The following is a 20,955-nucleotide window of genomic DNA, read 5'->3' as shown; positions in this document are numbered from 1 at the left end:
GTGTGATCACGGCCGCGAGGCTGTCCGTCGGGCGGTACGTCACGGGGCGGCCACGCCGACACCACGCCATTCGTCGACCACCCGATTGGGCTCGTAACCCACCAACCGGTCCGAGGCAACGGCACCGAGTTCGGCGAAGGCGATCGGCAGCATCGCCGCGTGGTTCATCACCACGGCGTTCACCTCGCCGAGCAGCACAGCGCGTTCCTCCGGGTCGGTAGCGCGGTTGGCCGCTTCCATGGCTTCCCGGAAGCCGGGGATCGCGTCGCGGGAGGGGTTCTGGGGAGATTCCTGACCGTAGAACGAGGTCAGGAGCAGGGAGGGGTCCGCACGACCGACGAGCGTGGTGAGGATGGCATCGAGTTCACCGCGATTGAACGCGGGATTGAGATCCGTCGGTGTCATGGAGCGGATCTCCATGGTGATGCCGACACGTGCGAGCTGTTCCTGCAGGATCTGACCGATCATCTGGTTTTCGGGGAGGTTGGAAACGCCTGCGACGAAGGAGAATCCGCCCGGTACTCCTGCGTCACCGAGCAGTTGCTTCGCTTTGTCGGGATCGAAGGCGTACTGACCGTCGAGGGCCTCGTTGTGGGCGAAGTATCCCACCGGGAAGTTCTGGCTCGCGGGCTCACCGTGCCCCTCGAGTGCCGTCTCCACCACCGATTCGCGGTCCACTGCGTGAGCGAGCGCCTGTCGTACTTCGAGCTTGCCGAACTCGCTCCGGGTTCGGTTCAGATTGAGGACGTAGTTGTTGAGGCTCGTCTGGACGTACGTCTGCAGGCCCTGCTGGTCGGCGGGGTCGAGTGACATCGGCGTCGCCATCGCGGCATCGAGCTGGTCGGAGGCGACGGCGTTCACACGCGTCTGAGGATCTGTCATGACTACCCATTCGAACCCCTCGGCCTGTACCGCTTCCGGGTCCCAGTAGTCGTCGCGCGCAGCGAAACGGTACTGAGCCCCCGGTTGAGATTCGACCACCGTGTACCGGCCGGCCCCTGCCGGGTCGAGTACGAGCGCAGCGTCCTTGTCCGGATCTCCGAAAGCGTTGGGGTTGACGATCATTCCCGGAAGATCCGACAACGTGAGGACGAGTTGCCCGCCGGGGCCGTTCAGGCGGAGCACCACGGTGTGTGCGTCGGTCGCCTCCACGGACTCGACACCCGCGAGCATCGCAGCCGTGATCGAGTCGGGTTCGAGTGCGCGGCGGAGGTTCGCCACCACGGCGGATGCGTCGAGCGGCGTGCCGTCCGAGAAGGTGACATCCTGGCGCAAGTTCAACGTCAGAGTCGATCCGTCCTCGGAGAACCCCCAGGATTCGGCAAGCCCGGGCACCGGATCTGCATTCCGGTCGCGATGTACCAGTCGGTCGTAGACGAGATTCAGCATCGTCGAGTCGCTGGTGATCCGAGTCTTGTGGGGATCGAAGGACGACGCGCCATACGTCGTGGCATAACGCACGGTCGCCTGGGGGTCGATCTCTGCGGTGGCGTCGGTTGCAGCCGACGTTCCGCAGCCGGCGAGAAGCAGTGCGGTCGCGAAGGCAGCGGCGACCGAGGTCAACGACTTACGGGACATGGAATTCCTTAGTTTCTGGAGCGGTCGTCCGGTCAGGAAGCGGCGATGCCGACGCCGCGCCATTCATCGATCAACAGGTTCGTCTCGTATCCGACGACCTGGTCGGTGAGCGTCGAGCCGAGTTCGAAGAACACCAAGGGCACGGCGAGGACGTTGTCCATGGCGGTTTTCGAGACCTCTCCGAGCTTGTCCCCACGGGTCTGCAGGTCGGTCTCGCGGTTCGCGGAGTCGAGCGCCTCCTGGAATCCCGGCGCAGTGGTACGGGAGGGGTTCTGGGGTGAATTCTCTCCGTAGAGAGCGGACAGCAACAGCGCCGGATCGGAGCGGCCGGTGAAGGTCGTGAGGAATGCGTCGGCGTCCCCCCGGTAGAAGGTCGGTGACGCATCCGACGGAGGCAACGGTTCGAGTTTCATCTCGATGCCGACCTGCGCGAGTTGTTGTTGCACGATCTGCGCCACCTGCACGTTCTCGGGCAGATTCAGCAGGATGGCCGTGAACGAGAATCCTTCCGGCAGGCCCGCATCGGACAGCAGCTGTCGTGCCCGGTCGGGATCGTACGGATAGTCGTCGGCGAGATCCGGGTCGTACGCGAAGTAGTCCTCCGGAAAATTCTGCGTGGCCGCTTCGGCGTGACCCTCCATCGCTGTGTCCGCGATGGCCCGGCGGTCGATCGCGTGAGCGATGGCTTTGCGCACCTCGAGGTTGCCGAACTCGCTGCGGTTCCGGTTGAAGTTGAGCGCCATGTGGTCGAGCCGAAGTGCTGTCTCCACCCGAAGACCCTGCTGTTCGGCTGCGTCGATCGTCAACGGCGTGGTGATTGCGACATCGATGTCCCCTGCCGACACGGCGCTCAGACGCGCCTGCGGATCGGTCATCACGGTCCAGACGAAGGTTTCGGTGCCGATCGCGTCGGGGTCCCAATAATCCGCTCTGGCGGTGAACTCGTACTCGGCACCCGGTCGGGACTCCGCGAGGACGTAGCGCCCTGCACCGGCGGGTGTGAGCGCGAGTTGGGTGTCCTTCTCCGGACTTCCGAATGCGTCCGGGTCGACGATCATCCCAGCAAGGTCGGACAACGCCAGCACGTACTGCGCGCCCGGACCGTCGAAGGTCAGCACGACCGTGCGGTCGTCCGTTGCGTCGACCCCGACCACGCCGGCCAGCATGGGTGCCGTGATCGAGTCGGGCTCGAGAGCACGTCGGAGGTTGGCGACCACAGCATCGGCGCCGAGGGCGGCGCCACTGGAGAAAGTCAGACCGTCACGCAGGTGGAGTGTCAGCGTGGTCTCGTCGATCTCCCACGACTCGGCGAGCCCTGGGATCGGTTGGCCGGCTGCGTCACGGTGGACGAGGCGGTCGTAGACCATGTTGAGCATGGTGGCGTCACTCGTGATCCGCGTCTTGTGCGGATCGAACGACGAGACGCCGAAGACGGTGGCGTAGTGCAGCGGAAGCGCAGGATCACCGACTCCGGAGTTCTCGGTGGTGGTCGACCCACATGCGGTGAGCAGCACCGCACAGGTCCCGATCACTGCTCCCAATACACGGATCGGCGACCTCCTCGACCCAGCAGGCATGCCGCCCCTCTCTCGAAATTGTTCGTGCGGACCGGTTTCGAGGCAGCCGTGACACGGCGACCTGATTACGGACCGAAACTATGGGCCTGTGACGCGGCACACTCCGCAGGTCCCGCTGATCGAGATCGACGAACCGGAGGGGTGGCTTCGAAGTCGAAACGAGGGGGAGGTTGTGTGCGTCGGAACTGCGAAAAACGCGCATATCCTCCCCCTCGTTTGTACGGCTCGATGGGCGCGCCGAAGGCTTGGCGATGCGGCCCGGACGAGGGGTGGTCAGAGCACCCTCGGAAGTCGTGTATGGTGGACATGCAACGCGGGGTGGAGCAGCTCGGTAGCTCGCTGGGCTCATAACCCAGAGGTCGCAGGTTCGAATCCTGTCCCCGCTACCACCGACCGGCCCGGACTCACACGAGTCCGGGCCGGTTCTTTTGTGAATGCTCCTCGGTCTCGGTACGGCTTCCCCGGCCGCGCTCACCGAGTAGATTTCGCGGCAGAGTCTCTGCAGAGCGGGAGGGTGTGATGGCCAAGCGCGCAATCGTCGCCGATCGACCACGAACTCCCCGCTGGCTCCGGCCCACGATCGTCGGTGTTCTGCTGGCCGTCGCCTTCTATCAGATGTCGGGCTGGCTCTTCCACAATCTGAAGGGTTTCCTCGGCCTGTTGTTCCTGGCGTGGTTGTTCAGCATCACGATCGAACCGATCGTCGACCGCCTCGAGCGGTTCGGGATGCGTCGCGGTGCCGGGACCGGCCTCGTGCTGTTCTCCCTGATCCTGCTCACCGTAGGGTTCTTCGCGGTGTTCGGGACGCTCCTGTTCGACCAGATCGCCCAGTTGCTCACCACACTTCCGGATGCGCTCACGCGCATCACCGATTGGGCGAACCGCACCTTCGACACCAACTTCAAGACCGGGGACGAGCTGTTCAAGATCACCCCGGACACGGTTCGTGATCTCGCGCAACGGTTCACGCCCGGTGTCCTCGGCGTCCTCAGCACTCTGGTCGGTGCCCTGTTCCAGATCCTGACGATGCTGCTGTTCGTCTTCTACATGTCGGCCGAAGGGCCGAAGATGCGCCGGACGATCGCGAGCTGGTTCCCGGCCCGGCAGCAGCAGCTGATCGCGAACGTGTGGGAGACCTCGGTGGAGAAGGCCGGCGGTTACGTCGTCTCCCGGTTGATCCTCGCCGCCGCCGCGTCGATCTTCACCGGAATCTTCTTCCTGATCATCGGAGTTCCGTACTGGCTGCCCCTCGCGATCTGGACCGGGGTGGTCTCGCAGTTCATCCCGACCCTCGGTACCTATCTGGCGATCGGCCTCCCCGCGCTCATCGCCGCGGTGCAGCACCCGCTCGACGGCGTGTGGGTGATCGCCTTCGGCACGATCTACCAGCAGGTCGAGAACTACGTGCTGCACCCACGCATCACGGCCCGCACGGTGTCGATCCACCCAGCGGTGGCGTTCGGTTCGGTGATCGTCGGCGCCACGCTGTTCGGCCCGGTGGGGGCGCTGGTGTCCGTGCCGGTGGTGGCGATCCTGCAGGCGCTCGCCGAGTCGTTCGGGCACCGCTACGAACTGATCCCGGAGGTGGGCGGGGACGAACCGGACCCCGATGCCCCGGAGCTCACGGCCGACAATGACGACTACGACTGAGAGGGCCGGGCACGAGATTCCCTCGTGCCCGGCCCGTCATTGTCCGATGATCAGACGATCAGCTTCGCCGCCGTCGCAGCGACGACGTCCTCGGTGGTCACACCGGGTGCCGTCTCGACGAGCTTCAGACCCTCGTCGGTGACGTCGATGACCGCGAGGTCGGTGATGATGCGCTGCACGCATCCACGACCGGTGAGCGGCAGCGCGCACTCCTCGAGGATCTTCGGATCACCCTTCTTGGTGACGTGATCCATCATCACGATGACGCGCTTGGCGCCGTGGACGAGGTCCATCGCGCCGCCCATGCCCTTGACCATCGCGCCGGGCACCATCCAGTTGGCGATGTCGCCCTTGGCGGAGACCTGCATCGCGCCGAGCACGGCGACGTCGATCTGGCCGCCGCGGATCATGCCGAACGACTGCGCCGAGTCGAAGTACGACGCACCGGGGATCGCGGTGATCGTTTCCTTGCCGGCGTTGATGAGCTCGGGGTCGAGTTCGTCCTCGGTCGGGTACGGGCCGACGCCGAGCACACCGTTCTCGGAGTGCAGGATGACCTCGACGCCGGGCTCGAGGTAGTTCGGCACGAGGGTGGGCATGCCGATTCCGAGGTTGACGTACTGGCCGTCCTCGAGTTCCTTGGCGACGCGTGCCGCCATCTCCTCGCGGGTCAGCCCCTTCTTCGTTGCCTGTGTCATGAGCGCACCGTCCGGTTCTCGATGCCGACCTCGACGGGGCCGACGTGTACGACACGCTGCACGTGGATGCCGGGCGTGTGGATTTCGTTGGGGTCGAGTTCGCCGGGTTCGACGAGGTGCTCTACCTGCGCGATCGTGATGCGACCCGAGGCGGCGGCCGGCGGGTTGAAGTTGCGGGCGCTCGCGCGGTAGACGAGGTTGCCGTGGCGGTCGCCCTTCCAGGCGTGCACGAGCGCGTAGTCGGCGACGATGCCGCGTTCGAGCACGTAGGTCTCGCCGTCGAACTCCCGGGTCTCCTTGGGCTGCGACGCGAGGGCGATGCCGCCGTGACCGTCGTAGCGCAGCGGGAGTCCACCCTCCTCGACGGCCGTGCCGACGCCGGCCGGGGTGAAGAAGGCGGGGATGCCTGCGCCACCGGCGCGCAGGCGCTCGGCGAGCGTGCCCTGCGGGGTGAGCTCGACTTCGAGTTCGCCGGCGAGGTACTGGCGCGCGAACTCCTTGTTGGAGCCGACGTACGACGAGATGGTGCGGCGGATGCGGCCCTTCTCGAGCAGCAGACCGAGCCCGAAGCCGTCGGTACCGCAGTTGTTGCTGACGGTCTCGATGTCGGTGGCGCCCTGTTCGAGCAACGCGTTGATGAGGATCTCGGGGATGCCGACCAGGCCGAACCCTCCGACGGCGATCGTGACGCCGTCGGGGATGTCGGCTACGGCCTCGGCGGCGGAGGCAACGACTTTGTCCATGTGTGCCACGATACCCTCAGGTGTACGTCATGTGAACTCCCGTCCGCAATGCGAACAAATCCGCGTAGGATCGTTGCGAGCGCAGAACGGCCGCACTAGCCTGTTCGCATAGCGTCCATCCGTCCACATAGCGAACGTTTCGGATCGGAGGTCCGTGTCTCCCTCATCCCCCGACGCCGGACATCGGGGCCCGCTGTTCGATCCCGTCTTCGGCGCGGACGAACTCGGCGTCGCCCTGTCGGATCGCGCGTGGATCGGTGCCCTGCTCGACGTGGAGGTCGCGCTGACCCGCGCAGCCGCCGCACTCGGCCGCGTCGAGAACACCCACGCCGACGCCGTCGCGACAGCCGCGACTTCCCTCGCCGAGGAACTCGATCCCGCCGACCTCGGTCGACGGTCCGCGGCGGGCGGCAACGGCGTCATCCCCCTGGTCTCCCTGCTGCGCGAGCGCGCCGACGCTCCCGCGCGCGCCGTGCACGTCGGCGCGACCAGCCAGGACGTGCTCGACACCGCGCTGATGCTGCTCGCCCGCCGCGCAGGAGGGATCGCCCTGGCGAACCTGCGCTCCGCAGCCGACGGCGCAGCGCGTCTCGCCGCCGCCCATCGCGAGACACCGATGGTCGCGCGCACGCTCGGCCAGCAGGCGCTGCCCACCACCTTCGGCGCACTCGCGGCCGGCTGGCTCCTGTCCCTGGACGACGCCGCCACCGAACTCGACCGTATCCTGTCCACCCTGCCCGCCCAGTACGGCGGGGCCGCCGGCACGCTTGCCGCCGTCCATCCCGACGGCTTGGCGTTCGCCGACACCGTCGCCGACCTGCTCGGACTCGCGCGTCCCGTCGCCCCGTGGCACACCGCACGCACCCCGATCACGACACTCGCGGGCACACTCGGTGTCGCCGCAGGTGCGGTCGCGAAGCCCGCCACCGACGTCGTACTCATGGCGAGCACCGAGTTCGGTGAGGTGAGCGAGGATGCGCCCGGCGGGTCGTCGGCCATGCCGCACAAGCGCAATCCCGTCGCGGCGATCACCGCGCGTGCCGCCGCCCGGCGCGTTCCCGGTCTCGTCTCGACGATCCTGTCGTCGACCGATCACGAGTTCCAGCGCGCTGCCGGTGCCTGGCACGCCGAATGGGAGACGCTCGCCGACATCCTGCGCCTCACCGGCGGTGCCGCGCACCAGCTCTCGACGAGCCTGAACGGCCTGCACGTCCACACCGACGCGCTCGACCGCAATCTCGCGCTCACCGGAGGGGCGATCCTCGCCGAGAAGGTCACGGCCGCACTCGCCGAACACACCGACGACGCACGCTCGATCGTCACCGATGCGGCGGTCGCCGGCAGGTCGCTCGACGAGGATCCCGCCATCACCGCACATCTCGACCCGCAGGACGTGCGCGAACTTCTCGATCCCACGCGCTATCTCGGCCATGCCACCGACATCGTCGACCGCGTTCTCGCCCGTCACGACAGCACGAACCGAACCACAGGAGATGCCCGATGACCGTCACGCTCAACTACGAACAGTACGGCGACCCCACGAAGCCGACCGTCCTGTTCCTCGGTTCGCTCGGTTCGGACCTGTCGATGTGGGGACCGCAGATCCACGCCCTGGCGACCGACTGGAACGTCGTCGCGGCCGACCATCGTGGGCACGGCGCGTCGCCCGCGCCGTCCGGTCCCTACACGATCGAGGAACTCACCGGCGACGTCGTCGCACTGCTCGATTCGCTCGAACTCGACGCCGTGCACTACGTCGGCCTGTCGCTCGGCGGTGCCGTCGGACAGTGGCTCGCGGCGCGCCACCCCGAGCGCGTGCGCACGCTGACGCTGCTGTGCACCTCGCCGGCCTTCCAGCCCGCCCAGCCCTGGTACGACCGGGCCGCATCGGTCCGCAACGACGGGCTCGCCTCTATCGCCGATTCGATCGTATCGCGCTGGTTCACTCCCGAACTGGCCGAACACGATCCGGAGCTCGTCGCCCGCCACGTCGAGATGGTGAAGGGCACCACCGACGAGGGGTACGCCGCGTGCTGCGAGGCACTGGCGACCTGGGACGGCCGTCCCGACCTGGCCCGGATCGTCGCGCCCACGCTGGTGATCGCCGGGGAGCAGGATCCGGCCACCCCGCCGTCGACGATGCAGCAGCTGGCCGACGGGATCGCCGACTCGGACTTCCACGTCCTCTCTCCCGGCGCACACCTCGTCAATGTGGAGCAGGCGGGACGGGTCACGAAGCTGATCCGCGAACACATCTCGTCGCGTGCCACGCCGTCCGCCGCGCACCGCACCGCGGCGTTCGAGGAAGGCCTGCGGGTGCGTCGTTCCGTCCTCGGCGACGCGCACGTCGACCGGTCCATCGAGTCGGCCACCGAATTCACCCGGCCCTTCCAGGATTTCATCACCCGCACCGCGTGGGGCGATATCTGGGCGCGCCCGGGTCTGGACCATCGCACCCGCCGGCTGCTGACCCTCGCGATCCTCACCGCGGTCGGCAACGAGCACGAACTCGACATGCACATCCGCGCCGCCCTGCGCGCCGGGATCGACCCCGACGATCTTGTCGAGGTCTTCCTGCACACCGCGGTCTACGCGGGTGTCCCCAACAGCAACCGGGCGTTCGCGCTCGGCAAGCAGGCACTCGCCGACACCGAGGGAGGTGCGGGATCGTGAGCACTCCCGACGTCACCGCCCCCGAGGTCGCTCGCGAAAACCCCGGAGCGTCACCCGACTACGTGCAGTCGCTGGCTCGTGGCCTGTCGGTCATCAAGGCCTTCGGCGCACACGCCCAGCGGCAGTCGCTCTCCGACGTCGCCCGCGCGACCGGTCTCACCCGCGCCACCGCGCGCCGATTCCTGCTGACACTCATCGAACTCGGTTACGTCCGCACCGACGGATCCCAGTTCTGGCTCACCCCACGGGTGCTCGAACTCGGCTACAGCTACCTGTCGGCGCTGACGCTGCCCGAAGTCGCGCGACCGCATCTCGAGGCGCTCGCCGAGAAGGTCAAGGAATCGACCTCGGTCTCGGTGCTCGACGGCACCGACGTCGTCTACGTCGCACGAGTTCCGGTCAGCCGCATCATGACCGTCACCATCACCCTCGGTACCCGTTTCCCCGCCTACGCGACCTCCATGGGACGCGTGTTGCTCGCCGGCCTGAACGACGACGAACTCGACGCCTACCTCGCGCGCGCCGAGTTCGCGCCCATCACCGGCAACACCGTCACCACCGCCGACGAACTGCGCGCCGAGATCGCCACGGTGCGACGCAACGGGTACTGCGTCGTCGACCAGGAACTCGAAGAGGGCCTGCGCTCGCTCGCCGCACCCATCCGCGACGCATCGGGAACCGTTGTGGCGTCGGTGAATCTCTCGACCCACGCGGCCCGCTACCGGATGGAGACCGTGCACGACGAGCTCGTCCCGGCGGTGCTCGCCACCGCCGGTGCGATCTCCACGGATCTCGCCCGCACCCAGACCCACCAGTGAACAATCCCGATCGAGGTACATCATGACCGACGTAGTGATCTGCGAACCCCTGCGCACCCCGGTGGGCAGGTTCGGCGGCGTCCTGAAGGACATCGCCCCCGAGGATCTCGCGGCCACCGTCATCCGCGAACTCGTCGCACGCACCGGCATCACCGGTTCCGACATCGACGACGTCTTCCTCGGCCAGGCCTCCCCCAACGGTGAGGCCCCCGCCCTCGGCCGCGTCGCCGCCCTCAACGCCGGTCTCGGCGTGGACGTTCCGGGCCTGCAGGTCGACCGCCGCTGCGGCTCGGGTCTGCAGGCGATCGTGCAGGCCGTCATGCAGGTGCAGACCGGCGCCAGCGACCTGATCCTCGCCGGCGGCGCAGAGTCGATGAGCCAGGCCGAGTTCTACGCCACCGGAATGCGCTGGGGCGTCAAGGGTGAAGCCGTCGCCCTGTCCGATCGGCTCGCCCGTGCCCGCGTCACCGCCGGTGGCCGCGACTTCCCCGTGCCCGGCGGCATGATCGAGACCGCCGAGAACCTGCGCGCCGAGTTCTCCATCAGCCGTGAGGACCAGGACGCCCTGGCCGTGCAGTCGCACCAGCGGGCCGTCGCCGCGCAGAAGAACGGCGTGTTCGCGCAGGAGATCGTGCCCGTGAGCGTGCCGCAGCGCAAGGGTGATCCGCTCGTCGTCGACACCGACGAACACCCCCGCGCCGACACCTCGATGGAAACCCTCGCCAAGCTGCGCCCGATCCGCGGCAAGGTCGATCCCGATTCGACCGTCACCGCCGGCAACGCCAGCGGCCAGAACGACGGTGCCGCCCTCGCGATCGTCACCACCGCCGAGAAGGCGGCGAAGCTCGGTCTGCGTCCGCTCGCCCGCCTCGCCAGCTGGGCGGTGGCCGGTGTGCCGCCGCGCACCATGGGTATCGGCCCGGTGCCCGCCAGCGAGAAGGCCTTCGGCCGCCTCGGACTGACGCTCGCCGACATGGACGTCATCGAACTCAACGAGGCGTTCGCCGCCCAGGCCCTCGCTGTCACCCGCTCGTGGGGCATCGAGGCCGACGACCCGCGCCTGAATCCCAACGGCTCCGGCATCTCCCTCGGACACCCGGTCGGCGCGACCGGCGGACGCATCCTCGCCACCCTGCTGCGCGAACTCGACCGCCGTGAGGGTCGCTACGGACTCGAGACGATGTGCATCGGCGGCGGCCAGGGACTCGCCGCTGTGTTCGAGCGCATCGCCTGACGGCGAATGACGGCGTTCGAGCGCATCGCCTGACGGCGAATGACGGCATTCGAACGCCTCGCCTGATGTGACCTACGGTGCTCGCGACGCGATCCCCGTCGCGAGCACCGTACAGTCCGTACGCTCGTGATCATGAGCGATGTACAGATAACTCCACCCACCGAAGCCCCTGCTCCGCCCACGACACGAGCCCGGACCCTCGCGCGTTATCTGCTGGCCGCCTCACTCGTCTTCGCCGGGCTGAGCCATCTCTTCTGGGCCCGCAAGGACTTCCAGGCCCAGGTCCCCGATTGGGTGCCGATGGACAAGGACGGCGTGGTCATGGCATCCGGCGGTGTCGAGATCATGCTCGGCGCCGGACTCGCCGTGGCGAACCGCGACCGCGTCCGCGTCGGCCGCTTCACCGCACTGTTCTTCGCCGCCGTCTTCCCGGGCAACATCGCCCAGTATCTCGGCAAGCGCAGCGCCTTCGGTCTCGACACCGACCGTAAGCGACTGATCCGCTTGTTCTTCCAGCCCGTGCTCATCCTGTGGGCCCTGTGGTCCACCGGAACCCCCCGACGCTGACGCGGCCGGCGCCGGAGGGCGGACCGGTGTCCGTCACTCCGGCGCGACCCGCACGAGCATCTTTCCGAAGTTCTTTCCTTCGAGCATGCCGATGAACGCCTCCGGGGCGTTCTCGAGTCCGTCGACGATGTCCTCGCGGTACGCGAGCTTTCCGTCGCGGACCCATGCCGAGGCCTCACGCAGGAAGTCGCCGTACATCTCCTTCACGAACTCGCTCTGGATGAAGCCGCGGATCGTGAGGCTCTTGGTGAGGATCGAATTGAACAGTCCCGGAAGGCGGTCCTTACGGTCCAGATCCGCGCCGTTGTACTGCGCGACCAGACCGCACACCGGGATCCGCGCATAGGTGTTGAGCAACGGCCACACCGCTTCCTGCACGGGGCCGCCGACGTTCTCGAAGTACACGTCGATGCCGTCGGGAACCGCCTCGGCCAGCTTGTCGGCGAAGTTCGGGTCGCGATGGTCGATCGCCGCGTCGAAACCGAACTCCTCGATCAGTGCGCGGCACTTCTCCGGGCCACCGGCGATTCCCACCGCGCGGGCGCCTTTCAGCTTCGCAATCTGCCCCACCGCCGATCCCACCGGCCCGGTGGCGGCAGCGACGACGACGGTCTCGCCCTCCTTCGGCTGCCCGATCTTCAGGAGCCCGGAATAGGCTGTGAAGCCGGGCATTCCGAGCACGCCCACCGCGGTGGAGATCGGTGCGGCCTGCGGATCGAGCTTGCGGACGGTGGAACCGTCGAGGACGGCGTGCGACTGCCAGCCGGCTCCGGCCAGCACGTAGTCGCCCGGCTCGAGACCCTCGTACCGCGATTCGACGACCTGGCCCACCGTTCCGGCGACCATCACGTCCCCGAGTTCGACGTGCGCGGCATACGACTTCGCGGTGCTCATCCGACCGCGCATGTACGGGTCGAGGGACAGGTAGACGACGCGCAGGAGGATCTGGCCGTCGCCGACCTCCGGCAGCTCCACGGTCTCGAATCGGAAGTTGTCGGCGGTGGGCGCCCCCTCCGGGCGCGACGCGAGAACGATGCGGGTGCTCTGACTCGTCGTGGCTTCACTCATGCCGACAGTGTGCCGCACGCGCAGGTGTCCTAAACGCTGCGCGCGGGCACCCCGGCAGGCACGATATCGGGCCGGAGACGCTCCCGGTCAGGCGCTGCGCTGTACCTGTCCGCGAGGCACCTGGTAGTTCGAGAACAGCTGCGAGTGGATGACCTCGGTGAAGGACGGTCCGTCCTGCTCCACGCGGGCAGGACGGCGAGTGGACGAAGCGGTGCGCGAGGCACCCATCTGCGACGTGGAGCGGATCGCCATGTCGATCTCCTCTCGGAAGGCGGGGAGAGGTGGCCACCGGCACCGTACAGAAGGTGCAAATCGGGTGAGCGACCCCTTGGGAGATACATATACCCCGTCGATGCCCGATATGCACCTGTCGATTTCGGCGCGCCGCACACCGCCGTGTCGGGAGCCTCGGGAAGCTACCCGTCGATCTCGTGACCGTCGGAGGCGGGAAGCACCCGGATGGGCGCGCTCGTGGCCGAGTTCGATGCCTCCACCCGACCGCTCAACGTCGCGGCCGGATCACAGGCCCGCACGGCGATCGTGCGAGAACCTCCGGGAGGCAGGTGGAACCAGGAATCCTGCAGGTCACCGCCGGTGACGTCGAGGTGCACGTACTGCGCCACACCCTCGGTCCGCACCTCCACGCTCCACCCGTCCGGGACGGGTCGAGCGGTCGCCGCGAGACCGATTCCGCGCTCGACGGGCCGTGCCGGACCACCCACGAGATGCACCGACTCCGCCAGCACCGCACCGGTGGGATCCACCAGCCGGGCGGTCGCGGTGTCGAAGGCGCGCGGCCCGAATCGATACGCAAAATTGACATCGGAGAAACCGCCCGTCACCGACGCCCAGGAGAACACCCGGCTCTCGTGTGGGGCGAGATGCAGCGGCACGGACGCGTCCACCGGCACCGCACCCGAGGGGGTGTGGGCCTGCAACTGCAAAGTCACGTCGAGAACGTCGGCGGTGTCGTTGATGGCGTCCACCCGCAGGCCGTCGAGGCCGTCGTCGGTGAGGAGGACGGTGACGGGCGCGAACACCCGGGCCAGCACCCACCACGGCGCCTTCGGGTTCCCGTCGGCGTCGAGCACACCCCATCCGGCACCCGGCTGCAGGTCGCGGGCGGACAGGATCAGGGCACCGCGACATCCGGATCCGGATCGTCGCCAGTACTGCAGTACCTCGGTGAACGCTTCGCAGCTCGCTGCCCGTCCGAGCGCGAGATACCGCGCGGGGTCGGCCCACCGCATCTCGGCGGGGTCGACCCCGAAGATCGTGCGCACATAGTGGTCTCGTACGTCCTCGAAGTCCCACGACGCGCCGTTGTCGCGCGGCACAGCCGCCTTCCACCGCGGATGGTGACCGGCGACATTCACACTGCCGAACTCGGCCTCGATCGCCGTGTCGGAGGGCGGGATCGAGAACGCGAGGCATTCGGCGGCGAAGCGCACGCCGGCGGCACGCACGTCGCTGAGTGGACGGCGGTAACCCCCGACGCCGAAGTAGTGCGCCACACCCGAGCCCACCGCGATCGGCAGTGTGTCGCTCCCCGGGGGCGCGGAGGGTGACGACGACACCCATACCGTGCCCGGTAGCTCGCGGTCGACGATCGCAGGCAACCAGTCGTCGAGCGCCGGGATGGATGCCTCCGTCAGACCGAGCATGGCCGGTTGCTGCTCGGTTTCGCTGCCCCCGCACATCACGACGGGTGCCGGGTTCCCGCCCCATCGACGCGCCAGCGCACGGACCTCGTCCTCGAGCAGCGCGCGGAACAGCGGATCGTCGGGCGGATCGGTGGTGGCGAGCATGACGTCCTGCCACACCATGATGCCCAGTTCCGCACACGCGGAGTAGAACTCGTCGTCCTCGTAAACCATCGTGCCGGGGATGCGGATCGTGTCCACGCCCGCCGACACGCAGCGTTCGAGGATGCGCCGCGTTCCGGCCGGGTCGTTCAGTGCGATCGGGTCGGTCGGTGTCCACACCAGTCCGCGGCAGAAGACGTCGATGTCGTTGATCCGCAAGCCGAATCCGTCGCCCGAAATCTGCTCCACCGATCGGAAACCGATGGCGCCCAATTCCATCCGATGCCCGTCCAAAAGAAGTTGGGCTGCATACAGGTTCGGGTCGCCGTAGGTATGCGGCCACCACCGTTTCACCTCGGGGAGCGTCACCTGCATGTGCACGCGTGCTGTCCCGTCGGGCCCGTATTCGGGTCGGACGTGCGTCGTCGCCCCTCCGATCTCCACAGTCACCTCGGGGACGGCGATGCCGGCCAGCACGAGATCGACGTCGACGATCCCGTCGGATCCGCGCAGAGCTGTCCGTATCCCACGTTCCAGCACCACGGGTTCGCCGGAATCGACAAGACGCACGGGACGCCACGGTCCGACCGGCGCCGGAGCTCCTGCGTAGACCGGGGCACGCCCGAGCATCGTGGTGCGGAACCACCGCAATCCCTGAGCCGACACGAGCGACGAGCGCCACCGTCCGCGTGGCCGACGCCTGCGGAGTGCAGCGTCGAGCGAAGCGCACCGGATCGCGATCCGCGTCGTCGACGGCAGACGCTCGAGGACGACGGTCAGCGGCACGAACATCGACTCCGACATCGCGACGAGCGTGCCGTCGACCCACACCTCCGCGAGGGTCGCGAGTCCGTCGAAGGTCAGACGCCACGGTCCGTCGCCGGACACATCGACATCGGTGACGAACCACCAGTCGTCACTGTCGGGTGACGACGCCCGGGCCGCCGCGACTCCGTCGGCCTCCCGAATCGCGCCGGCCGCCGTCCCGGGTATACGGACCGGCAACCAACAACCCTCCTCCGGAAGGTCACCGGGATGCTCGACCGCACCGGGAGCGACACGGAGACAACGCCATCGGGTATCGTGCAGGAGATCCATGTGCGTCGAACCCCGTCACCGCACCCCGGCGGCGCGGACGACGGTCGCCATGGCGTCCTCCCAGGCGTCGGCAATCGCCGTCAGCTGGTCGCCGGGATCGACGCTGCGACCGCGTGCCGCACGCGCCATCCGGAACTGCACACTCTTCGCGCCCTCGGCGACCGCGCGGAAGCCGTCGGCCGCGGCAGCCGCACCGGGATATCCGCGACCGTCCATGTAGACGCTGACGTCCGCGGCGAGTTCGGCAGTGGCACCGCACTGGCGGAGCACCCCGAACGTCCACGGATGGAAGACGTCCATCCCACCGGTGCGGATCGAGTCGATGTCGGCGAGCACCCGCTTGCCGAGTTCGCGCACCGGATTCGAGCCCACGCGCATGCGCAGGTGCCGGAGCACCACGGTGTCGAAGGCATCGCACTGCGGTTGTGCCGCGTCGAGACGCACCTGTTCGAGATAGGGAGGCCAGGTGGGCACCGGCTCGTCGAGGCCGAACACTCCTCGGAAGTCCTCACCGGTGAGGACGTGATAGCCGCTGTTGTGGAAGTATTCGAGCGTCTCGGTGTCGCGGTCGATGAGATTGGGCACGATCGTCGTCTTCGAACGACTCTCCCGGTATCCGGTGCCCTCGGTGTCGGGCAGCCAGAAGGCGTCCACCTCGATCGTCGACAACAGGCCGGCGGCGGCGTTGTCCTCGAGGTGCTCCACCGGGCGGCGCCAGACGTTCATCTCCGCGACGTCGATCCCGTACAGCGCCAACAGATCCTCGGGACGGAATTTGAGGAAGGTCCACTGGGCGTCGTCGAACCGCGCCGAGAACGCGCACGCGGCCGCGGGGACCGGATCGTGGCCGAGCGAATGCAGCACCTCGACCCAAAGGTCGACATAACAGTTGGTCTCGGTCCAGATCCGGTCGGCAGCGTGCACGAAGTGCGGTGAGTACCCGTCGACGCGGACGTCGATGAGCCGATCGCTCACGGGAACATCCTGTCGCGTACCGCAGCGGGCCAGCGATCGACGTCGAGCCCGTGGGTCCGCAACAGCGCCAGGGCGATCCGCTCCATACCGAATCCTACGCACGCGCTGTGCGCGACTTCGCCGTCGGCCGTGCGGATCTCGAAGGTCTCGCCGAAGTGCTCGCGGTGGCAGTTGCACGAGACCACCGCGGTGCCGTCGTCGAGGTCGCCGTAGAGCCGGACGGTCAGCTCGGTCTTGAGGTTCTCGGTGCGCTGGTTGACGGCCAGCATGCGCCCGGCCCGCCCGAAGAAGGGGTCGTTGGCGGGCACGGCGGTCGCGTCGAGACTCAGCGAGTCGAGCACCTCGAGTCCTCGCTCCACCCAGGAATCACGATGCTGCGCAGCGTCGTTCTCGGTGCCGATGCGCACGAACTCGTGCATGCGGAAGACCTGCATGCGGGCGGGGTCGACGGCCGGTTCGTGCCGGAAGCAGTAGCCGAGGACGTCGAGCAGTTCGCCGCCCTCGCGCAGCGTGCCGGTGTACCGCGAGTAGGCGGGATGGCATGCGGCGGAGACGAGCACGGTGTCGGCGGGTTCGAGCCACGGATCCCACGCCTCTCCCCGCGACCGCGCGGCGAGCAGTTCGGCATGCTCGGTGTTGCTGCCCGCGAAGGTGTTCACCGCTCCGGTCAGGTGCGGGAAGGAAGCGATGTAGTCGGTGCGCTCGAAGCTCGTCCGCGGGAAGACCGGAGGGAAGCGCAGACGCGTCGCGGCCCGGCCCGGACCCGCCGCGACGACCACCCGGTCGATGCCGTCGACGATGTCCTCGAAGACACCCGACCGTCCGTAGAGGCCCGGAACACCGGTCTCCACGAGCAGTTCGGCCTCGAGCAACTGCTGCTGGAAGTCGAGGCGGGCGCGCTCGAGCTCGGACAACTCGTCGGTTGCGGTGCTGGTAATGGCTGTACTTGTCACAGCGTCCCCCGGTAGGCGATCGACAACTGGGCCGAGTTGTTCATGATGCGGTCGTTGTTGACCATCACGGCGGCACCGTGCGCGTCGCGCAGGTGGCGGCCGAGCGAGTACTGCGAATCCTCGCGGTACCCGGCGATCCCGCAGATGAGCATCGCGCGGTTCACCAGATCCACGACGAGCGTGGACGCGGTGACCTTGAGGTTGTTCATGGCGAGCGAGAAACCCATGCCCGACATCGATTCCTCCTGCGCCGACGCGGCGGCATCGAACCGGGCGGCGGACGCGGCGACGAGATCGGAGAACTGCTGGTGCACGGCGGCCGCTTCGGCGAGTCGCAGCGCACCGGGCGGGGTGACCCCCGGGCTGCGGCGGGCCGCCGAACGAACGAACGAGCGGGCCTTCTCCATCGCCGCATCGGCGATTCCGAGCCACACCGCCGACCACACACTGTGCGAGACGGGAAGCATGGTGCGCGACGAGATCTCGGCGTAGGCCGTACCGACCACGAGATCGGCGGACGTCGTGGCGGTGAGGACGAATCCGGGACTGCACGTGCCGCGCAGCCCGAGGGTGTCCCAGCTGCCGGTGGGCTCGAGAGTCACGTCGTCGCGTCGGCACACGACGAGCACCTGGTCGCTCGGCGGGCTGTCGGCGGTGCGACGCGCGGTCACCAGGATCGCGTCGGCGTACTCGCCGTACGAGATGACCGGCGCGTTCTTCGTCAGCGTGACGGTGTCGCCGTCGCGGGCCACGGCGCAGACACTGCTGCGCACGTCGCCGCCGGTGCCGAGTTCGGTGGTCGCCGAAGCGATCAGGTAATCGTTCGCCACCGCTTCGGCGACGAAGGCGGCCACACCGGGAGTGGAGTGATGCACCAGCGACAGGATCTGCGTCTGGTGCATCGCGAAGATCATCGCGGTGGAGGCGCAGTACCGGCCGAGGATGCGGGCGACGGCGCACAGCTCACCGAGGGACGCTCCCTCCCCACCCCGATCGACGGGGACGGCGCAGTTCAGCAGCTTATGGGTGCGCAGCGCGTCGACTGCCTCGTGCGGGAACCGTCCCTCACGATCCACCTCGGCGGCCGCGGGGCCGGCGCTCTCGCGTCCGACGATTTCGGCACGGGCGAGCAGTGACGGCCCGGCGTTCTCCGCGACGGTGAGGGGCGCGGACGTCGACGTCACGCGACGCCCAGTTCCGTCAACGCCGACCTGATGGCGCCGACGCTCGCGAAGGTGCTCTTGCGCAGCAGTTCGTCGGGGAATTCGACGTCGAAGGCGTCCTCGAGGGCGAGCATCACGTTCACGCTGGCGTGCGATGTCAGGCCGAGCTCGTAGAGGTCGGCGGCGGGATCGAGCGCAGTGCTGTCGACCGACAGCTTCGCGTGCTCACCGAGGACCTTGCGGATCACCTGCTCCGTCATGGATGTTCTCCAGTTTCTGCTTCGTCGACGCGGGTCGCCACGACCGTCGCGATGGCGTATTCGGGCTCGTGGGAAATCGAGACCTGAATGTCGGTCACCTGTTCATCTCGCGCCAGGGTGGCCGCGTTACCGGCCAGTACGACAGTGCATCCGCCCCAGTCCGCGCGGCGGATCTCGATGGCCCGCCAGGGAACCGCGTGCTCGCGCGGACGCAGGACCTTCATGACGGCTTCCTTCGCGGCGAAGCGCGCCGCGAGGCGTGGGGCGCGACCCGGTCCGGTGCATATCTCCAGCTCGTGCGGGGTGAACACGCGCTGCAGGTAGCGGTCGCCGAAGCGATCGATGCTCGACGCGATGTCGCGGACGGTGACGACATCGCAGCCGACACGTGTCGTCGCGACGCGGGGGCCGCTGCCATCGTTCATGGGTCACTCCTCGGGATGCGCTGCACACGCTAGCCGCAGGTCGGCGGATCTACACCACTCGAACGGCTCTGGCTCGCAGGACATCCCGGAAATCACCCCGACTTTCACCCGCCGGTCGCAGCAGTTCGCGCGGTGAACCGGGGCTCGCTACCGCAACACGTCGCGTCGATCCCGGTTCGGCGCGCGAACGACGAAAGGCCCCGACCGGGTGGTCGGAGCCTTTCGTCGGATCTGAAGTTACGCGGACGTCCGCACGGGTTCCTTGTCGCTCTCCGACTCGTCCTTCGTGGCCGACTCCTCCTTCTCCGTGGCGGGCACCGGGACGGCGTCCTGCGCGTAGTAGAAGTGCGGGCGGCGGTGTCCGAGGAAGGAACCGCACCAGGACATGACCGCGATGTAGCGGTTGCGGAAGCCGACCAGATAGACGAGGTGGACGGCGAGCCACAGCACCCACGCGATGAAGCCGGTGAGCTCGATCTTCCCGACCCGCGTGATGGCGCGGAACCGGTTGATGATCGCCATGCTGCCCTTGTCCTTGTACTGGAACGGGGTGCCCATCGCGACCTTGCCGGTGATCATCTTCGCGACGTGGCGGCCACCCTGCATGGCGAACGGCGACTGCGCCGGCAGGTTGTCGAGGGTGACCATGTCGCCGATGGCGAAGATGTTGTCGCTGCGGCCGACGGTGAAGTCGGGGTCGACGAGCAGGCGTCCGCCGCGGACCGTCTCGCAGCCGGTGCGCTCGGCGAGCACGTCGGCGAAGTCGTTGGCCTGGATACCGGCCGACCAGATGATGGTCTCCGCGGTGAGGCGGCGGGTCTGCTCGGTCGTGGGCGTGGTGAGCGTGGCACCGTGCTCGTCGATGTCGGTGACCATCGTCCCGAGGACGACGTCGACGCCGCTCTTCTCGAGCGACTCCTTGGAGTACTCGCTGAGCTTGCCGCCGAACGGGGGCAGCACCTTGTCGGCGCCCTCGACGAGCGTGACGGTGACGTCGTCGGCGCGGATGTTGCCGATGTTCTCGGCGAAGTAGCGCTGTGCGAGTTCCTTGATCTGTCCCGCGAGCTCGACGCCCGTCGGGCCGGCACCCACGACGATGAAGCTGAGCAGATTCTTCCGACGCTCGGCATCGGTGGTGACGTGTGCTTCCTCGAAGCACCGCACGATCTGGCGACGCAGCTTCTCGGCGTCCTCGACCGTCTTCAGCGCGTACGTCAGGTCGGCGAACTCGTCGCGTCCGAAGTACGCCTGGCGGGCGCCGGTCGCGGCGACGAGGTACTTGAAGCCGAGGCGGAGACGCTGGCCGCCGGCCTCGTAGACGACCGTGTTCTCCTCGGGGAGCACGTCGACGACGCGGCCCAGGCGGACGTCGGCATTGGGGTACTCGGCCAGGATCGCACGCACGGAGGGGGCGATCTCACCGGGCGAGAGGACACCGGTCGCAACCTGGTAGAGCAGAGGCTGGAAAAGATGCTCGGTGGTCTCCGAGATGAGAACGAAGGGCGTGCCTGCCTTGGCGAGCTTCTTGGCGGTGGCCAATGCTCCGAAGCCGGAACCCACGATGACTACATCTGTCCGATCGACCAGGGTCACTGTGTCCGCATCGTCCATGCTGTCGTAAACCTCCACGTACTTGTCATCTCCGTTGATGTATGACTCCCAAGGTAGGT

19 protein-coding genes and 1 tRNA gene are annotated in these 20,955 nt (G+C 67.8%); 7 read left to right on the top strand and 13 right to left on the bottom strand.

Annotated elements, in window-relative coordinates; all coding sequences use genetic code 11:
- Window positions 1-39 precede the first annotated feature (39 nt).
- Together ACPCXD_RS00920 and ACPCXD_RS00915 are read right to left on the bottom strand one after the other, a co-directional pair.
- Window positions 40-1,578: an ABC transporter substrate-binding protein gene (locus tag ACPCXD_RS00920; protein ID WP_423657927.1), complete on the bottom strand. Its 1,539-nt coding sequence runs from the start codon at window positions 1,576-1,578 to the stop codon at window positions 40-42.
- A gap of 32 nt (window positions 1,579-1,610) precedes the next feature.
- Complete coding sequence (locus tag ACPCXD_RS00915; protein ID WP_088898025.1) at window positions 1,611-3,155, bottom strand: ABC transporter substrate-binding protein; 1,545 nt, start codon at window positions 3,153-3,155, stop codon at window positions 1,611-1,613.
- 312 nt (window positions 3,156-3,467) lie between these two features.
- Between ACPCXD_RS00915 and ACPCXD_RS00910 the strand changes: the two genes are divergently transcribed.
- Together ACPCXD_RS00910 and ACPCXD_RS00905 are read left to right on the top strand one after the other, a co-directional pair.
- Window positions 3,468-3,544 (top strand) — tRNA-Met (locus tag ACPCXD_RS00910).
- A gap of 130 nt (window positions 3,545-3,674) precedes the next feature.
- Window positions 3,675-4,805, top strand: a complete 1,131-nt coding sequence (locus ACPCXD_RS00905; protein ID WP_160874667.1) for an AI-2E family transporter — start codon at window positions 3,675-3,677, stop codon at window positions 4,803-4,805.
- 50 nt (window positions 4,806-4,855) lie between these two features.
- On the opposite strand, the gene ACPCXD_RS00900 is transcribed toward ACPCXD_RS00905, so the two are convergent.
- Together ACPCXD_RS00900 and ACPCXD_RS00895 are read right to left on the bottom strand one after the other, a co-directional pair.
- The gene (locus ACPCXD_RS00900) at window positions 4,856-5,503 is read right to left on the bottom strand and encodes a CoA transferase subunit B (protein WP_059382709.1); all 648 of its coding nucleotides are present in this window, start codon (window positions 5,501-5,503) and stop codon (window positions 4,856-4,858) included.
- Window positions 5,500-6,246 carry a CoA transferase subunit A gene (locus ACPCXD_RS00895; RefSeq protein WP_059382708.1) on the bottom strand — a complete coding sequence of 249 codons (747 nt, stop codon included), beginning with the start codon at window positions 6,244-6,246 and terminating at the stop codon, window positions 5,500-5,502. Before ACPCXD_RS00895 ends, ACPCXD_RS00900 begins: the two co-directional genes overlap by 4 nt.
- 154 nt (window positions 6,247-6,400) lie before the next feature.
- On the opposite strand from ACPCXD_RS00895, the gene pcaB reads away from it, so the two are divergent.
- From pcaB to ACPCXD_RS00870, 5 genes are all read left to right on the top strand, one after another.
- Entirely contained in the window at window positions 6,401-7,750 is a 1,350-nt protein-coding gene (gene pcaB, locus ACPCXD_RS00890; RefSeq protein ID WP_423657924.1) for a 3-carboxy-cis,cis-muconate cycloisomerase, read from the top strand.
- Window positions 7,747-8,919 carry a bifunctional 3-oxoadipate enol-lactonase/4-carboxymuconolactone decarboxylase PcaDC gene (pcaDC, locus tag ACPCXD_RS00885; protein ID WP_423657922.1) on the top strand — a complete coding sequence of 391 codons (1,173 nt, stop codon included), beginning with the start codon at window positions 7,747-7,749 and terminating at the stop codon, window positions 8,917-8,919. Before pcaB ends, pcaDC begins: the two co-directional genes overlap by 4 nt.
- Window positions 8,916-9,737 carry an IclR family transcriptional regulator domain-containing protein gene (locus tag ACPCXD_RS00880; protein WP_088898030.1) on the top strand — a complete coding sequence of 274 codons (822 nt, stop codon included), beginning with the start codon at window positions 8,916-8,918 and terminating at the stop codon, window positions 9,735-9,737. The genes pcaDC and ACPCXD_RS00880 overlap by 4 nt, the downstream gene beginning before the upstream one ends.
- Window positions 9,738-9,759: 22 nt before the next feature.
- The gene (locus tag ACPCXD_RS00875; protein ID WP_088898031.1) at window positions 9,760-10,971 is read left to right on the top strand and encodes an acetyl-CoA C-acetyltransferase; all 1,212 of its coding nucleotides are present in this window, start codon (window positions 9,760-9,762) and stop codon (window positions 10,969-10,971) included.
- Window positions 10,972-11,103: 132 nt separating this feature from the next.
- Window positions 11,104-11,538 carry a DoxX family protein gene (locus ACPCXD_RS00870; RefSeq protein WP_172414935.1) on the top strand — a complete coding sequence of 145 codons (435 nt, stop codon included), beginning with the start codon at window positions 11,104-11,106 and terminating at the stop codon, window positions 11,536-11,538.
- A 33-nt stretch (window positions 11,539-11,571) separates the two neighbouring features.
- Here ACPCXD_RS00870 and curA read toward each other — a convergent pair whose 3' ends face one another.
- The 9 genes from curA to ACPCXD_RS00825 form a co-directional block, all read right to left on the bottom strand.
- Window positions 11,572-12,606: an NADPH-dependent curcumin/dihydrocurcumin reductase gene (gene curA / locus ACPCXD_RS00865; RefSeq protein WP_016695878.1), complete on the bottom strand. Its 1,035-nt coding sequence runs from the start codon at window positions 12,604-12,606 to the stop codon at window positions 11,572-11,574.
- An 87-nt stretch (window positions 12,607-12,693) separates the two neighbouring features.
- Window positions 12,694-12,858 (bottom strand): hypothetical protein, encoded by a 165-nt coding sequence (locus ACPCXD_RS00860; RefSeq protein WP_016695879.1) that lies wholly within the window; start codon window positions 12,856-12,858, stop codon window positions 12,694-12,696.
- 164 nt (window positions 12,859-13,022) lie between these two features.
- The gene (locus ACPCXD_RS00855) at window positions 13,023-15,509 is read right to left on the bottom strand and encodes a glycosyl hydrolase 2 galactose-binding domain-containing protein (RefSeq protein ID WP_423657918.1); all 2,487 of its coding nucleotides are present in this window, start codon (window positions 15,507-15,509) and stop codon (window positions 13,023-13,025) included.
- Window positions 15,510-15,524: 15 nt separating this feature from the next.
- Window positions 15,525-16,484 (bottom strand): DUF1839 family protein, encoded by a 960-nt coding sequence (locus ACPCXD_RS00850; RefSeq protein ID WP_423657916.1) that lies wholly within the window; start codon window positions 16,482-16,484, stop codon window positions 15,525-15,527.
- Entirely contained in the window at window positions 16,481-17,437 is a 957-nt protein-coding gene (locus ACPCXD_RS00845) for an amino acid--[acyl-carrier-protein] ligase (protein WP_423657914.1), read from the bottom strand. The genes ACPCXD_RS00850 and ACPCXD_RS00845 overlap by 4 nt, the downstream gene beginning before the upstream one ends.
- Window positions 17,434-18,621, bottom strand: a complete 1,188-nt coding sequence (locus ACPCXD_RS00840) for an acyl-CoA dehydrogenase family protein (RefSeq protein ID WP_230824765.1) — start codon at window positions 18,619-18,621, stop codon at window positions 17,434-17,436. The genes ACPCXD_RS00845 and ACPCXD_RS00840 overlap by 4 nt, the downstream gene beginning before the upstream one ends.
- Window positions 18,618-18,860 carry an acyl carrier protein gene (locus ACPCXD_RS00835; RefSeq protein ID WP_024102340.1) on the bottom strand — a complete coding sequence of 81 codons (243 nt, stop codon included), beginning with the start codon at window positions 18,858-18,860 and terminating at the stop codon, window positions 18,618-18,620. Before ACPCXD_RS00835 ends, ACPCXD_RS00840 begins: the two co-directional genes overlap by 4 nt.
- On the bottom strand, window positions 18,857-19,285 hold the full coding sequence (gene acpS, locus ACPCXD_RS00830) for a holo-ACP synthase (RefSeq protein ID WP_106201052.1): 429 nt from the start codon (window positions 19,283-19,285) through the stop codon (window positions 18,857-18,859). Before acpS ends, ACPCXD_RS00835 begins: the two co-directional genes overlap by 4 nt.
- Window positions 19,286-19,522: 237 nt before the next feature.
- Complete coding sequence (locus ACPCXD_RS00825) at window positions 19,523-20,896, bottom strand: NAD(P)/FAD-dependent oxidoreductase (protein WP_423657911.1); 1,374 nt, start codon at window positions 20,894-20,896, stop codon at window positions 19,523-19,525.
- Window positions 20,897-20,955: the final 59 nt, after the last annotated feature.

The organism is Rhodococcus sp. AB351, from assembly GCF_049538275.1.
Lineage (GTDB): Bacteria > Actinomycetota > Actinomycetes > Mycobacteriales > Mycobacteriaceae > Rhodococcus.
Note: the sequence above shows the minus strand (reverse complement) of the source record. Positions and strands in the feature narration are given on the sequence as shown.